Genomic DNA, 16,243 nt, shown 5'->3' on the forward strand with positions numbered 1-16,243 from the left:
TTATCGATTATATACCGCAGTCAACTTGGCGCTGCCGAGCGCTTGTGCCCTGAGCATAAAGCCCAATAAGGCAGGGCTAGCATCCTTTGGCAATTCTAAAACACTGGGTAATGCCCACACAGTAAATTCATACCTGTGAACGCCATGACCTTGGGGCGGGCATGCGCCACCAAAATTTGTAGTGCCAAAATCGTTCTTCAAGGCAATAGCACCTTTGGGCAGTGCATCAACATGCGAGCCCGCACCTTGTGCGAGCGAAGTTTGCGCTAAGGGTAAGTTATATACGGCCCAGTGCCACCAACCGCTGCCCGTTGGTGCATCAGGATCATAAGCTGTCACTGCAAATGCTTTAGTTCCTGTGGGCACCTCAGTCCAAGTCAGTTGCGGCGAAATATTTTCCCCTTGGCAACCAAAGCCATTAAACACTAATTGCGATGTCAGTTTATTGCCCTCGCTCATATCTTTGCTCGTTAATGTCATAGCACTTGCCTGTCCAACGAATAACCCAAGCACTAAACTCGCCCCTAACCACCCTTTATTCATGTCTATCTCCTATTCATGTTCGACCTGACTCACTTTACGTCAATCAAAAAAATAACATCTGCCCTAAAACGACAACTTTCTGCCCCAAATGCTCAAATGTGAGAAAAAAGTTATCATTTTTGCATTTTTCAAGCAGGAAGATGATTTTGTAACGAAAATATCTGCATAATAATTCAAATATGGAATGCGGTATAAATCGGAATGATGATTACAGCAGCCTTTAAATTAAGATTAGATATTTGAAATAAGATATTTTATGCAAATAATATTATTTAAATAATGCTGACAATATTTACTTTCATAATTTAGATAAAGATACTTAAGCATGATTGACTCCATTTAATATTGATAAATTAAGTTAAATTGACGTGCCAATTATTTAAAAATAAGACATAGGTCATGATTTTATTTATAACTCGCATATAAACTTCATTACGTAATAAAAACCTAACCATTTTCTCTAAGTCATAATGGAGTCGTATATGAAGAGGAAATCTAAAATTATGGCGCATATCAGGCGCACACGGCATATCATGATGCCTAGTCAACGTGACTATTTCGATCACTCCTTTATCTTCCTCCGCTAACCTTAGCGTAGGTAGTAGGCCAATTAACAGGTCTAAAGTGCTATTGCTCTAATAGGCGCAAACACTTATCGTACTGTTTTCATTTGGTTTATTATCTAACACCTTAATCAAAGCATTCTTTTATCAGTGCAGTTTTACTGCGGCTAAGCTATTCATACGCTCAATAAATATATTTCTACTTATATTTATTTCGTAACTTTGGCATAACCACATTTAATCTGCGCACGGAATAGCTATATCTAATTTTCATACCATTAATGTTTTTAATTAGGTATAGGCACACTTGTATCTATTTTTTATAAAGTAAAAGGGAAATTAACTATGAAATCATTAAAAGTAGCCGCTAGCTTATCTGTTAGATCTTGTTTCGATATCGACAGAGAAGTTGTCAATGTATTAACCACAGATTTTTGCGATGTGGGCGCGGCTGTAGTCTCTGTTGATGATGTTAGAAATGGTATTGTTGAAAAGATTAAAAACACCGGATTGAAACTGCCCATTTTCGTTTCAGTTTGCTGTGAAGAAACCTTCCCTGATGATGTTTGCTCATCGATTACAGGGGTATTTGAACTCTGCGGTGATAACACTGACTTCTACGGAAAACAGGTTGAGACTGCAATAAGTAAATATGAACAAGCGCTATTGCCACCTTTCTTCGGTACGTTAAAAAAATACGTCGAAATGGGTAACTCTACCTTTGCCTGTCCTGGTCACCAAGGCGGACAATTCTTCCGTAAACACCCTGTGGGCCGCCAATTCTTCGACTTTTTTGGCGAAACAATTTTCCGCGCGGATATGTGTAATGCCGACGTGAAACTGGGTGATTTACTGATCCATGAAGGCGCTCCACTGGAAGCACAGAAATACGCTGCCAAAGTTTTTAATGCCGATAAAACCTATTTCGTACTTAACGGCACTTCGTCATCAAATAAAGTCGCGACTAATGCGCTGTTAGCGAAAGGCGACCTCGTGTTATTCGACCGCAATAACCACAAATCAAACCACCATGGCGCATTAATTCAAGCAGGTGCTACACCTGTTTATTTAGAAACGGCACGTAATCCCTTCGGATTTATTGGTGGCATTGATGCCCACTGTTTCCAAGAGTCCTATTTAAGAGAGCAAATTCGTGAAGTCGCGCCAGAAAGAGCAGATGAAAAACGCCCATTCCGCTTGGCGATAATCCAACTCGGCACCTATGACGGCACAATCTACAATGCTCGACAAGTGATTGATAAAATTGGCCATCTTTGTGACTACGTCTTATTCGACTCGGCTTGGGTGGGTTATGAACAGTTCATCCCTATGATGAATGACTGCTCACCACTCTTGCTCGAACTGACTGCTGAAGATCCAGGTATTATCGTGACTCAGTCGGTGCATAAACAGCAGGCAGGTTTCTCACAAACCTCGCAAATCCATAAAAAAGATAAACATATCAAAGGCCAAGATAGATATTGCAACCATAAACGCTTCAACAACGCCTTTATGATGCATGCCTCTACCAGTCCCTTCTATCCTTTATTTGCGGCGCTAGATGTAAACGCGAAAATGCATGAAGGCGCGAGTGGTCGTTATCTGTGGCGCGAAGCGGTAAAAGCGGGTATCGAAGCACGTAAGCTATTGCTCAAAAAGTGTAAATATATCAAACCATTCGTGCCAACAATGATCGACGGCCGCCTATGGCAAGACTATGAAACCGAACAAATGGCCGATGACTTACGCTTCTTCGAATTCGAACCTGGTCAGAAATGGCACTCCTTCGAAGGTTATGAAAAAGGCCAATACTTTGTTGACCCTTGTAAGTTCTTATTAACAACACCGGGCATAGATGCTGAAACAGGCAAATATACCGAATTTGGTATTCCAGCGACTATTCTGGCTAACTTCTTACGGGAAAATAATATTATTCCAGAGAAGTGCGACTTGAATTCGATTTTATTCCTGATGACACCTGCGGAAGATATGGCCAAGATGCAACATCTGGTATCACAAATATCTCGTTTCGAGAAATTAGTCGATGAAGATGCGCCATTATCTGAAGTATTACCTAACGTTTATAATGCCAATAAAGCCCGTTATAAAGACTATTCTATCCGTCAACTCTGCCAAGAAATGCACAATCTTTATGTCAGCCATGACGTAAAACAACTGCAGAAAGAAATGTTCCGTAAAGCACATTTCCCTACAAAAGTGATGGACCCGCAGGAAGCAAACCTAGAGTTTATTCGTGGCAAAGTAGAATTAGTCCCACTCTCGCAAATTGAAGGAAGAATTGCAGCAGAAGGCGCACTCCCTTACCCACCAGGCGTGTTATGTATGGTGCCAGGTGAAATATGGGGCGGTTCTGTTCAGCGTTATTTCCTTGCCCTTGAAGAAGGCATCAACCTATTACCTGGATTCTCACCAGAACTGCAAGGTGTTTATCTCGAAAATACCGCAGACGGCAAAATTCAAGCAATGGGCTATGTACTAAATAAATAATGAAGACTGACTGCAGAGTTTATTAACCCCACTCTGCAGTCAAATTCATGCCTCCTATAATAAGTCACCTAAATTAGGTTATTAGTATGAGTAAATCAGAAAATAAAATTGGCGTCGTCCAATTAACTATTATCACCATAGTCAACATGATGGGTTCGGGCATTATTATGCTGCCAACCCAATTAGCTCAAGTCGGTACTATCTCCATTTTATCTTGGTTAGTAACAGCAGCAGGGTCAACGGCCCTCGCCTTCGCCTTTGCTAAGTGCGGTATGTTCAGTAAAAAATCCGGTGGTATGGGCGGTTATGCCGAGTATGCCTTCGGCCGTTCAGGCAACTTTATGGCCAACTACACCTATGCCGTCTCGCTGTTAATCGCCAACGTCGCGATTGCCATCTCTGCCGTGGGTTACGCTGCCGTGTTGCTGGAAGTTAACTTAAGCCCGATGGCAATTTGTCTTGCGACCATTGGCGTACTTTGGTTGGCAACCATTGCTAACTTCGGTGGTGCCCGCATCACGGGTCGCGTCAGTAGCGTGACTGTGTGGGGGATTATTCTGCCTGTGATTGGCGTATCTTTAATTGGTTGGTTCTGGTTTGACATCGACCTCTATAAAGGCGCATGGAACCCGCATGATATGCCATTCTTCAAAGCGTTAGGCGGTTCTATCGCTATGACTTTGTGGGCGTTCCTCGGTTTAGAATCGGCCTGTGCAAACTCAGAAGCCGTCGATAACCCAGAAAAAAACGTACCTATCGCCGTGATGGGCGGTACCTTAGGTGCTGCAGTGATTTATATTGTCTCCACTAACGTCATTGCTGGTATTGTGCCAAATGCCGAGCTTGCCATGTCAAATGCGCCATTCGGCTTAGCCTTCGCACAAATGTTTAATCCAGTAGTTGGTAAAATCGTGATGGCCTGCGCCATTATCTCCTGTACTGGATCACTCTTAGGTTGGCAGTTCACTATTGCCCAAGTGTTTAAAGCCTCTGCCGATGAAGGATTTTTTCCGAAAATTTTCTCTAAAGTCAGCAAAGCCGATGCGCCAATTTGGGGCATGACTATTATCGTCTCGATCCAAACAGCATTATCGCTGATGACCATTAGCCCATCACTGAGCAAACAGTTCGAAGCACTCGTTAACCTCGCCGTCGTCACCAACATTGTGCCTTATATCTTATCTATGGCCGCGCTTGGCATAATGCAAAGACAGCAAAAAGTGCCTATCAATAAAGCCCGCGTTGCCAACGTGATCGCCGTAATCGGTGCGTTATATAGCTTCTATGCTCTGTACAGCTCAGGCGAAACCGCAGTGATGCTTGGCGCCATAGCCACCTTCTTCGGTTGGACTATTTTCGGCGTGATCTCAAACCAAGCGCCTGTTGCCGACACACGTCCAGCCTAAATACGGCTAACGCATGATCGGAAACAATTAATACCAACATCCACATCAAGACTAACGATAACTCAGGGATCATAGGCCAAGCCTATGATCCCCTGGAGAATACTTGCTCATTATCGGGGGATTTATGAATAAGACTTGTCTCGCTTTAGTGTTACCTATGCTATTAACGGCCACCAGCAGTCAGGCGGTTGAACTCTATAAAGATCAAAAAAACACCTTAGATTTAACCGGTTGGTTAGGGTTTGCAGCATTAAATGACAGCCACGATACTTCAGTTATCGACGACTCGTCACGCCTAAGATTCAGCTTCGAACGCAGCGAGAAAAATGGTTGGACCGCTTTTGCTACCACAGAATGGGGGATCAACATGGTCTCCAGCGACGATGGGCTAGTGATGCAAGGGGGCAAACTCGCCGCCGAAAAAACCGATGATTTTCTCTATAACCGCTTAGGTTATGTTGGCATGTCCCATGATACATGGGGCAACCTGAGTTTCGGTAAACAATGGGGCGCCTACTACGATGTCGCAGGCACTACAGATTTACCGAACGTATTTGCAGGTTACAGCGTTGGCGCTTACACCTTCGGTGATGGCAGCCTCACAGGTACAGGCCGTGCCGATTCCGCCTTCATTTACCGTAATAATTTAGGCCCAGTACAAATCGCCCTGCAATATGCCGCCAAAACCAATGGTGATGTCAGCCTAAAAAACGATGACGGTAGCGAGATGACCAACTCAGAACTGAGTTTTGACAGCAGCTACGGCGCCAGTATCACTTATGCGGTAACCGATAAATTTAAGCTACTCGCAGGTTTTAACCGCGGCGATTTTGAAGGCCACTTAGGCAATACCCAAGTCGATGAAACCAATGAAATTGTCGGCATTGGTGCCATGTATGGTGACTACTATCACTATGCCGAAGGACGTGAGGCCAACGGTCTCTATGTGGGCTTTAACGCTCACAAAAGTAAAAATAATGAACTGGTCAACGGCGATCTCTACGACGCCACAGGTGCCGAGTTGATGACGGCCTATCAATTCGACAACGGTTTTGTGCCCATGGTTGTACTCAGTTATTTAGATTTAGACACAGATGCAGCTACGCCTATTCAAGGTCAATGGACTCGCCAATTTGCCATGCTGGGGCTGCATTATCGCTACAGTAACGACACTGTGATGTTTGCCGAGATGAAGCTAGATTTCAGTGATATGGATGATCCTGCACTCGAAGCACAGGAAGACAACAGCTTCGCAGTGGGGATCAACTACTTTTTTTAGGACTAAAGGAGATGTTAGCTAAGGTTTCTAAAGCGCTCATTCTACTTTTGCATTGCTTAGTCGCATGAAGCAGACGATTTTGAGTAACAGTCTTCAGTGACCGTTCTAATCATATGTTGAGTTAAATCATGTTTAGCAGGATAGGCAGCTCGCGTCATCGCTCATATGCGTGAGCTTATTTGAGACTGAGGTGCGGCGCACGTTCCGTCTACAAACGCTCGCCGTAACACTCATTGGATGGTACCGCAGGCTTACCATTATCTCTACGCCACTCCAAGTTAGTTTCTGGAGTGGCTTTTTTTCTAAAAAATTGAGCGGTTTAAGCCGATGTGCATTACGACTTTACGCTTGACTTCAATGGCCAACGTTGACCTTACCCTTCGCCATTTATCGCATTAATACAGCGTTGTACGACTTCTTCGAAAGTGCCGTCTATGCTCACTTGGATAACGTCAGCTTCATCATTCGCGGGCATTTCCAGCGTGTCGAACTGACTCTTGAGTAGCTCAATCGGCATGAAGTGGGCTGTTCTGGCAAACATGCGTGTTTTGACTAATTCAAAATCTCCGTATAGATGAATGAACACCAGCTTGCTATTGTTCTGACGGATTAAGTCACGATACTGGCGACGCAGTGCAGAGCAGACAATAACCCCCTCTTCACCCTTTTGCTCAATGCTATACACAGCATCGTTGATGCGCTCAAGCCAAGGAGCACGATCGCTATCGTTGAGCGGTGAGCCAGATTTCATCTTGATAATATTGGCTCTAGGATGCAGATCATCACCATCAATAAATTTCGTCTCTAACGCCTTTGCGACCGCGGCACCAATCGAAGATTTGCCACAACTAGAGACGCCCATGAACACATAGCTATTGCCTTTTTTTCTCTCAGTCACTTTGTTAACCTCATGCCAATTCTCGAATTTAGTCACTTCCCACTCTACCATATTACGGGTAACATGTTACCGGTAACCTACAAAAATGTGGACAACTTAACTAACAAGGAAAAGTCCTCTTATGTCTGATATGTCATTGATTCTGACAGCACTGGGTTCAATCGCCCTGCTACTGTTCTTAGTGATGAAAGTGAGATTACATGCAGTAGTATCACTGATACTGGTGTCGATAATTGCCGGCCTTTTCTCTGGTATGAACCCAGCTGATATTACCAATACGATTCAACAAGGTATGGGGGGAACACTGGGCTTTGTTGCGGTTGTGGTCGCTTTGGGAGCCATGTTTGGCCGGGTAATGGAAGAGACTGGCGCGCTAGATCAGATAGCCCATACACTGCTGAATAAATTTGGTAACGACAAAGCTCACTGGGCCATGACCTTTACAGGCTTTATCTGTGCGCTCCCCCTCTTCTTCGACGTTGCTGTGGTACTGCTGATTGGCATCGCCTTTGCCGTGGTTCGTAAAGGGGGCGGCAGCGTCGTTAAAATTGGTATTTCACTGCTCGCGGGTATTGCCACCTGTCAGGCATTTCTCATCCCTGCACCAGGGCCTATTTTGGTCGCTTCCCAGCTCAATGCCGACTTTGGCTACATGATAGTCTTCGGTTTATTGGCATCGATTCCGGCGATGATTCTTGGCGGCCCACTCTTTGCCAGTCTTATCTCCCAAAGAGTCCATGTTGAGCTGCCTGCCCACGAGCAGCAGGAAAAAGGTGAACGAGAAGGCGGACCTATCCCCTCATTCGCGCTATCAATCAGTATTGTGGTGTTCCCACTGCTGCTTATCGGCTTAAAGACAGTGGTGTCACGCTTTATTGATGAAAAATCCGATCTGCATAATTGGCTCGCCTTGATAGGTCATCCATTCACCGCCATTTTACTAGCCTGTTTAATCGCATTCTATGTACTGGGCGTGAGACGCAATATTCCCAATGAGCGCATCATGGAAATCTGTAGCAGTGCGCTCCAACCTGCGGGGGTTATTATTCTCGTCACCGGTGCTGGCGGTGTGTTCAAGCAAGTGCTGATTGATTCGGGTGTCGGCGATGCATTAGGCAATATGTTGGCAGGTTCGGGATTACCGATTGTAATACTGGCATTTATTTTGTCGGCGTCAGTGCGCGTGATCCAAGGGTCGGCAACCGTGGCCATGTTAACGGCTTGCGGCCTTATCATCCCAATACTTGAACCACTAAACTTAGATGGTGCTCAATTGGCGGCAATTACGATTGCCATTGGCGGTGGTTCAATTGTGCTCTCGCACGTCAATGACTCAGGCTTCTGGCTCGCTAACCGTTTTCTTGGATTGTCAGAAAAACAAACACTGCAAACTTGGACTGTAATGGAGACTATTATCGGAACGACGGGCGGCATAGTCGCAGTCATCATTTCTGCGTTTCTCTAACGATAACCTGTGATGACAAACATAAGTCGTTAAGCGAAAGATCAAGGGGAAGTCTACAGTGTTTCTCCTAAATCAATACGATAGCCCAGATCGATAACCGAATCTGCTATCTCTTTGCCATTTAACCTGTCTAATAGCTCAGTAGCAGCAATTCGACCAATCTCTTTTCTCGGCGTAATAATGCTCGCCAATTTTGGCGTCATAGATTGGCCAATATCATGGCCATGAAACCCTGCAACGCCAATTTGTTCAGGGATCTTGATGCCTTGTCTTTGACACTCAAATATCACCCCCGCCGCTAAATCATCGTTGGTGCAGAAAAAACTATCCACATAGGGATATTTCGCTAATGTTTGTTGCAATAACGACGCTCCCAAGGAAAACGACGAGGCCTCATTTGTGGTCATCGCCAAAGGTGTAAGCTGAGCTTGCTGCATCGCTAACTCGTAGCCTCGCATCTTAAGCTGAGTGCGAATATCCATGCGCGCACCTAGGTAAGCAATGTGGCGATAGCCTTTTGCAATCATGGTCTTAACCATTTCGCATGCGGCCGCGGTGTTATCGAAACCCACACACTGTTGAATCGAAGGCGACACACTATCCATCATTTCGATGACCGGAATGCCCGCCGTTTCAATCATTCGCACGGTACGCGGCGTGTGGTAACTTTCGGACAAGAGTAAGCCATCGATATTGTAAGAGAGCAGTGATGCCACCCGCTCTTCTTCTAATTCGGCCTGATACCCGTAGTGAGCCAGCATGGTTTGATAACCGCGTTTGCCGGTCACATTCTCGATACCGCGCAGCACTTCAGCAAATACTTGGTTGGTTAACGAAGGCACTAACACGCCAATAGCGCGACTGGTTGCTTGCGCTAAAATTTCCGGCGCGCGATTAGGAATATAACCTAAGGTTTCTAGTGCGACAGCAATCTTCTCTTGAGTGCTTTGCGCCACCCTTGTTGGATTTTTTAAATAGCGACTCACCGTCATTTTGGTGACCCCAACTTGATCGGCAACGTCTTGAAGACTGGGTCTACGCTTTTTATTCATAATATCTAATGTTAGTTAACGAACCGCGGATATGGGTGAGATGTATAGCTAAAATATCGAATATAAACAAATAGTAGACATAAACATCAGACAGGGATCTTATAATAGTTCGCCCAGCGATACCAGTTGAGGACTATTTTAGCGGAATGACCATGCTAGCTAGGCCACTCCAAACCATATCTGGAGCAGCCTTTAAACATTATTTGTGATGGCGAAAAGTGTTACTTAGCCTGTTGGCGACCCTGAGCGGGCTTTCCTGCAGATTTGCCACCCGTTTTTGATGGGTTTCCGCCTTTAGCCTGAGAGCCTCCTGCCTTAAAACCAGACTGGCCGAAGGGCGCTTTCGCTCCCGGACGGCTCGAATGGGCTCCACTAGGTTTAGAGCCAGTTGGCTTAGCACCAGTTGGTTTAGCGCCATTCGCTGCGGGTTTTCCGCCTTTAGCAGCGGGTTTTGACTCAGCACCAGCCTGAGCTTGCGCGCCGCCTTTCGCTGCACTTTTAGATTTACCGTCGCCCTTGCGGTCATCAAACTGATTGCCCGAGAAGCGAGTAAAGGCTTTTTGGCCTTGGTTAGCATCTTTCATCCACTTAGGTCCGCGCTCATTTCGACCCTCTGGCGGCACTAACTGATGCGGACTATTACCGATCAAGTCTTCACGCCCCATAGCGGTTAAGCCTTCACGGATCAATGGCCAACCCGCAGGATCGTGATAACGCAGCAATGCTTTGTGCAAGCGACGTTGGCGCCCTTTCTTCGGTACAGATACCACTTCGCTGGTGTGCTTGACGTTTTTCAGCGAGTTTAACTCGGTATGATAAATCGTGGTCGCATTCGCCATCGGTGACGGATAAAAATTCTGTACTTGGTCGAGCTTGAACTTACGCTCCTTCAACCACAGCGCTAAGTTCACCATGTCTTCGTCGGTCGTGCCTGGATGCGCCGAAATAAAGTAAGGGATCAGGAACTGCTCTTTACCCGCTTCCTTAGAAAACTTGTCGAACAATTCTTTAAACTTATCGTAGGCGCCCATGCCGGGCTTCATCATCTTGCTGAGCGGACCTTCTTCGGTATGCTCAGGGGCGATTTTTAAGTAGCCGCCCACATGGTGCTGCACTAACTCTTTAACGTAAGCAGGATCTTCGATTGCCAAGTCGTAACGCACGCCAGAGGCGATCAATACTTTCTTGATACCAGGTACAGCACGCGCCGCGCGGTACAAGTCGATTGTATGTTTATGATCTGTGCCTAAGTGGCCGCAAATCGATGGAAACACACAAGAAAGACGACGACAGGTTTTTTCGGCCTTTTCGCTGGTACAACCTAAACGATACATGTTGGCGGTGGGGCCGCCCAAATCGGAAATCACCCCAGTAAAGCCAGGCACTTTTTCCTGAATATCTTTGATTTCTTTAACAATCGACTCTTGTGAACGACTCTGAATGATTCGGCCTTCATGCTCGGTAATCGAGCAGAAAGAACAGCCACCAAAGCAGCCACGCATGATGTTGATAGACGTCTTGATCATGTCGTAGGCAGGGATTTTTTCCTTGCCATAGATAGGATGAGGAATGCGCTGATAGGGTAAATCGAATACGGCATCCATCTCATCAGTATTGAGCGGCCATGCGGGCGGATTCACCCAAACGGCGCGGTCGCCATGGGGTTGAAATAGCGCACGGGCACAACCTGGGTTTTGCTCTTGGTGCAAAATCCGTGAAGCATGGGCATATAAATATTTGTCTTCAGAGACTTTTTCAAACGCTGGCAGCAGCACATAGGTTTTATCCCATGGCTTAGGTTTAGGCGGCTGAACGCTAATTGGCTTAGGGGCTTCGTTATCGAAAATTTTCACATCCGACGGGCCAGACAAGTTAGCACAACCCACATCATCGGCGCCGTAAGGATTCGGCAGCGGCTCTATCTTGTGCAGTTGGTCAATCTTGCGCGAGTCCATACCACGCCATTCGGGCAGTGGCTCTTTACGGATAACGGCTGTGCCACGCACATCGTGCAACGAGCTAATGGGTTCACCGGCAGCTAAGCGGCGTGCCACTTCAACTAAAGGACGCTCGGCATTGCCGTACATCAGAATGTCGGCCTTGGCATCGAAAATCACACTGCGACGCACTTTGTCCGACCAATAATCGTAATGGGCGATACGGCGTAAACTGGCTTCGATACCACCAATAATCACAGGCACATCTTTAAAGGCTTCTTTACAGCGCTGGGTGTACACAGTCACGGCGCGATCTGGGCGCTTGCCACCAATATCCCCCGCAGTATAAGCATCGTCGGAGCGTAAACGACGGTCGGCAGTGTAACGGTTGATCATCGAATCCATGTTACCGGCGGTGACGCCAAAAAACAGATTCGGGCGGCCCAATTGCATAAAGGCGTCTTTGCTCGACCAATCTGGCTGGGAAATAATCCCAACTCGGTAACCCTGAGCCTCTAACATACGGCCGATCACCGCCATGCCAAAGCTTGGGTGATCCACATAAGCGTCGCCTGTGACTATGATGATGTCACAGCTATCCCAACCAAGCTTATCCATCTCCTTGCGAGACATAGGTAAGAAAGGCGCAGTGCTGTCGCCCGTGGCCCAATACTTGGGATGACTAAAAAGTGTGGATTCAACTTGCATGGATTGTGACCCGAAAACGTAATGTCAAATAAAGGCGCCACGAAAATAAGTTACGCCAATTTAGGGACGCGGAGTATAGCAGGGAATGGAGGATAGATGCGATTAAAAAAACACCACTCGAGGCATTTTCAGGGGTATTTGAGCCGGAAGCGTAATACCCCTAAATCCGCTATGGATATGGCTTAGGGCGGAATTGACCGCCCAAACCTGCGGGCCTAGAGACCCTTTCCTAAACCTTGAGCAAAATGCAGCAAATTCACCAACGCCAAACTGATAATCACTAGCCAAGTGAGCAATACGCCCCAAAAACGACCAAAATGGTAACCACCTTGGCCTTGAGTTAAGCCAATAGCATGAAGTAAGCGCGCCACTATCCACACAGTCCCAAAACAGTGTAAATAAAATGCAGACAAGCCACCCGCTTCGGCCACCAGCATTAAAATCAATACGATAGGCGCATTTTCAATCAGGTTAACATGCACTCGATTAGCCAAAGCTAAGGCGCTGTTACCACCATCCCCTAGGCCGATTTTCTGACCTCGCCTTAATTTCACTACTCGATAAGCCAAAGCGACAATTAATAGCCCTGTGAGGCTAGCGTAAAGACCCGTTACCATCAAAGACATGCCTATTTCCCCTTATCAAAAAGCTGACTATAGCCCGAGCTGCAAAAAATCAGCAATTTATTTGTATTAAGGTTAAAAGCCATTAACCTTTTATAGACAAGATAGGTTAATATGCGCGCGTCATTCCCTACAACTTTTTATACAGTGAATACCCCGATTGGATAACGACGAGTTTATCGAAAAACGCAGATTTATCATAAAGCTAGGCAAAGCCTTGCATAAGTTTGGCACACCCGCTTATCGTCTAGAAACCCACTTACAAACCGTTGCTCGCACCTTAGGTATCGAAGGCTATTTCCTTATTTCTCCGACGTCGATGACCTTCGTTTTGCAACATGATACCGATCAAGAATATAACCATGCCGCTCGCGTTAAGCCCGGTGAACTCGATTTAGGTTCACTCGCCCGCACCGATGAATTGGTCGATGAGTTAACCTCAGGTAAACGCACTTTGGCCGAGGCCTTAGATCGCTTAGAAGAAATTGCCAATAAACCCAATCCCTATGGCCCTGTATTAACTTGCTTTTCTTTTGGAACTTCTGCCGCCGCTTTCGCTATGCTGATGGGCACGGGTTGGAACGATGTATTTTGGTCAGGATTATTAGGCTTATTCGTCTATGGCTTGGTATACCGTGCCGAACGCTCGGCCCGCATGGCCGAAGTGCTCGAACCCTTCGCCACTATCCTTTGCGCCATCGCAGCCTGTGGCATAGCGCGTATCGATCCAAATATTAATATCCCAGTAGTGATCCTCTCCTCCATTATTATTTTTATTCCCGGCTTAGCCTTAACCTTAGGTTTAGCCGAACTCGCCGCACGGGATTTAATTTCTGGCACGGCGCGCATCATGGATGCGAGCATGCAATTATTTAAGCTGTACTTTGGCGCAGTGCTCGGCATGGCAATCGGTAAAGCTATGTTCGGCGAAGCGATTCACATAGAACCTGAGGGTTTACCTCGCTGGGCAATTTGGTCGGCGGTTCCGATTCTATCTATGGCGCTGGTTTTTATTTTCAAAGCAAGGATGCAAGATTCGCCTTGGGGCGTATTGGCTGGGATAGTGGCGTTTTTCTCAGCCATGCTCGGCGGACATTATTTTGGTGATTCGGTGGGGATCTTCTTTGGTGCCTTAGCAGTAGGAATTTATTCTAACCTCTTCGCCCGCTGGATGAAGGCGCCAGCCTCCATCGCCCTGTTGCAGGGAATAGTGATCTTAGTCCCCGGCAGTAAAACCTATATCGGACTCAATGCACTGATCTCAGGAGAGACCATGCTCAATCAGTCGCACATAGGCTCGCAAATCTTTTTGATTTTTATGTCGCTGATTGCGGGGCTCATCTTTGCTAACGTCGCTGTCCCACCTAGGCGTACACTGTAACAATCGCTAATCCGGCTGGAGCCCGCGCCCAGCCGCTACCTCAAGATAATCTTAAGCTAACCTTAAGTAAAATAAGAAACTTATTAAAATGTTTCCTTGACTAACACTCGTTTTCCATGTGTTATTAAATTGTGAATTGCAACGTGAAATTGTTTTCGCTGCAGTCGTCGATTTCATGGGAGTGGCCTTTTATGCAGAAATTTTTTCAGTATGCATGCATCCTATCTTGTTGTGTTGGCAACCTAATCAGGATTGCCCAAGCAGAAGAGGCTAAGCTCGCCGATCCCGCAAACCAAGATCAAACCAAACAAAAAGTCAGCAAGATTGTGGTGGTCAATAACCCCATTTTTGATGAGTCAGATCCCGATGCTTTTTTCATTCACCGCTGGGCTAACGCCCTGCATATCAATACCAAAGAATATGTGGTTCTCGATAATCTAACCTTCAGCGAAAATGATACTGTCACACAAAAAGATCTCGACGAATCCCAACGACTTTTGCGGGCAATGCCTTACATTCGCGATGCGAAAATTTATATCGCAGAAAAAGATCCCCAAGCCGATGTCGATCCATCCGTTGAGTCCGTGGTGGTGGAGACCTGGGATAATTGGTCATTATTACCGACAGCGAGTTTGAGTAGTTCAGGTGGCGACACCCGTTACTCCTTCGGGCTCAAAGAAGACAACTTGCTTGGAACGGGGATCCGCACTCGACTTAAATATCAATCTAATGAATCCCGGAATGGCTATAAATTTGCTTTCGAAGCGCCGCTCAGCATTATTGAGCACGGCACAGTTGCCGCTGAGTTCTACGACAATAGCGACGGCCAAGCTAAACACGTTTATGTGAGTAAGCCCTTCTATTCCCTCAATACGAGTACCATGTATTCGGCGGAGTTTTTAGACGATAACCGTACAGATACCCTCAGACAAAATGGGCAAGAGGTGAATGAGTTCACACACACAGTCGACTATCTCAATCTGCAATATGGCTGGTTAATTAATAAAAACAGTCAGCATCTTTCTCGCTTTATTACTGGTGTCACCCAAGACAAGCACGAGTTTGCCCATTCTGAGCGCTATCCTACGTCCATGCTCCCTCAAGACAGGGACTTTATGTACCCTTGGGTCGCCTACGAGTTTATCGAAGATGATTTCCACGTACTGAATAATGTTCACCTGATCACCAACAATGAAGACTTTAACTTAGGTTGGCATCACTATGTACAATTCGGCATAGAAACCAATGATATAGGTGATAATAATCCCTTAGGCTACCACGTTAACTGGCAAAGCACTGGCGGGTATAAGTTTAACGATCAACTGTGGCTGTTAGAAATGGGTGGAACAAGCACTATCGGTACCACCCAAAAAGATACTTATAAGGTCGATGTTCAAGCCGAATACTTCTATCAAATCCATCCTAAGTGGACGGCTTATGGTAAAGCTTGGGCTAGCCTTTCACAGAACACTTATCTGGATCTAACAAAAGGATTAGGGGATGAAACTGGCGTGCGCGGTTATCCAAACGAATACCAACAAGGGGATAATCAGTGGTTACTGACCGCCGAGATACGCAACTACCCCAATATCAACTTATACCAACTGGCTGAATTAGGCTGGGCAGTCTTTGCCGATCTGGGTCAAGCCTCCGGCGGCCAACTCGCCGAGAATAACGAAGTCAGCGGTCCACTGGGTAGCATAGGCATAGGCGCGCGGATTTATTCCTCTCGATCCAGCTATGGCAACGTAGCCCATATCGATTTTTCACTCCCTTATACGGGCGGCGAGTCAGTAAACAGCTGGGAATGGCGATTCCTAGTGAAAAGCAGTTTTTAAACCTAAGGTACATAATAATCGTATGAACTATGTACTTTTTAA

Annotated in this window: 12 protein-coding genes; 7 read left to right on the forward strand and 5 right to left on the reverse strand. The window is 46.1% G+C overall.

All coding sequences use genetic code 11. The annotated features are described in order from the left end of the window. On the reverse strand, positions 1–543 hold the full coding sequence (locus tag L5M17_RS11850; protein ID WP_105250507.1) for a YbhB/YbcL family Raf kinase inhibitor-like protein: 543 nt from the start codon (positions 541–543) through the stop codon (positions 1–3). Between the two features lie 503 nt (positions 544–1,046). Here L5M17_RS11850 and speFL point away from each other — a divergent pair. The 4 genes from speFL (at position 1,047) to L5M17_RS11865 (ending at position 6,299) form a co-directional block, all read left to right on the forward strand. Then, a complete protein-coding gene (gene speFL, locus L5M17_RS23140) occupies positions 1,047–1,130 on the forward strand; it encodes a leader peptide SpeFL (RefSeq protein ID WP_224022194.1) in 84 nt (27 codons plus the stop codon). Positions 1,131–1,451: 321 nt separating this feature from the next. Next, a complete protein-coding gene (gene speF / locus L5M17_RS11855) occupies positions 1,452–3,614 on the forward strand; it encodes an ornithine decarboxylase SpeF (protein WP_105250508.1) in 2,163 nt (720 codons plus the stop codon). Positions 3,615–3,700: 86 nt separating this feature from the next. Then, positions 3,701–5,020, forward strand: coding sequence for a putrescine-ornithine antiporter (gene potE / locus L5M17_RS11860; RefSeq protein WP_105250509.1), 1,320 nt, complete (start codon positions 3,701–3,703; stop codon positions 5,018–5,020). Between the two features lie 124 nt (positions 5,021–5,144). Continuing rightward, positions 5,145–6,299, forward strand: a complete 1,155-nt coding sequence (locus tag L5M17_RS11865; RefSeq protein ID WP_263147622.1) for a porin — start codon at positions 5,145–5,147, stop codon at positions 6,297–6,299. 373 nt (positions 6,300–6,672) lie between these two features. Here the strand turns inward: L5M17_RS11865 and L5M17_RS11870 are convergent, their stop codons facing one another. After that, positions 6,673–7,233, reverse strand: coding sequence for a gluconokinase (locus L5M17_RS11870; protein ID WP_173496141.1), 561 nt, complete (start codon positions 7,231–7,233; stop codon positions 6,673–6,675). Positions 7,234–7,318: 85 nt separating this feature from the next. On the opposite strand from L5M17_RS11870, the gene gntU reads away from it, so the two are divergent. Beyond that, positions 7,319–8,662: a gluconate transporter gene (gene gntU, locus L5M17_RS11875; protein ID WP_263147625.1), complete on the forward strand. Its 1,344-nt coding sequence runs from the start codon at positions 7,319–7,321 to the stop codon at positions 8,660–8,662. Positions 8,663–8,715: 53 nt separating this feature from the next. Here the strand turns inward: gntU and gntR are convergent, their stop codons facing one another. The 3 genes from gntR to L5M17_RS11890 form a co-directional block, all read right to left on the reverse strand. After that, the gene (gntR, locus tag L5M17_RS11880; protein WP_263147627.1) at positions 8,716–9,714 is read right to left on the reverse strand and encodes a gluconate operon transcriptional repressor GntR; all 999 of its coding nucleotides are present in this window, start codon (positions 9,712–9,714) and stop codon (positions 8,716–8,718) included. 221 nt (positions 9,715–9,935) lie between these two features. Continuing rightward, positions 9,936–12,359, reverse strand: a complete 2,424-nt coding sequence (locus tag L5M17_RS11885; RefSeq protein WP_263147629.1) for a YgiQ family radical SAM protein — start codon at positions 12,357–12,359, stop codon at positions 9,936–9,938. 215 nt (positions 12,360–12,574) lie between these two features. Beyond that, on the reverse strand, positions 12,575–12,985 hold the full coding sequence (locus L5M17_RS11890) for an MAPEG family protein (protein ID WP_219251805.1): 411 nt from the start codon (positions 12,983–12,985) through the stop codon (positions 12,575–12,577). Positions 12,986–13,142: 157 nt separating this feature from the next. Here L5M17_RS11890 and L5M17_RS11895 point away from each other — a divergent pair, with 157 nt between their 5' ends. Together L5M17_RS11895 and L5M17_RS11900 are read left to right on the forward strand one after the other, a co-directional pair. Next, positions 13,143–14,363: a threonine/serine exporter ThrE family protein gene (locus tag L5M17_RS11895; RefSeq protein WP_105250515.1), complete on the forward strand. Its 1,221-nt coding sequence runs from the start codon at positions 13,143–13,145 to the stop codon at positions 14,361–14,363. A gap of 191 nt (positions 14,364–14,554) precedes the next feature. After that, on the forward strand, positions 14,555–16,201 hold the full coding sequence (locus L5M17_RS11900) for a hypothetical protein (protein WP_263147632.1): 1,647 nt from the start codon (positions 14,555–14,557) through the stop codon (positions 16,199–16,201). Positions 16,202–16,243 lie beyond the last annotated feature (42 nt).

It is taken from the genome of Shewanella sp. SW24 (assembly GCF_025653395.1).
GTDB lineage: Bacteria > Pseudomonadota > Gammaproteobacteria > Enterobacterales > Shewanellaceae > Shewanella > Shewanella oncorhynchi.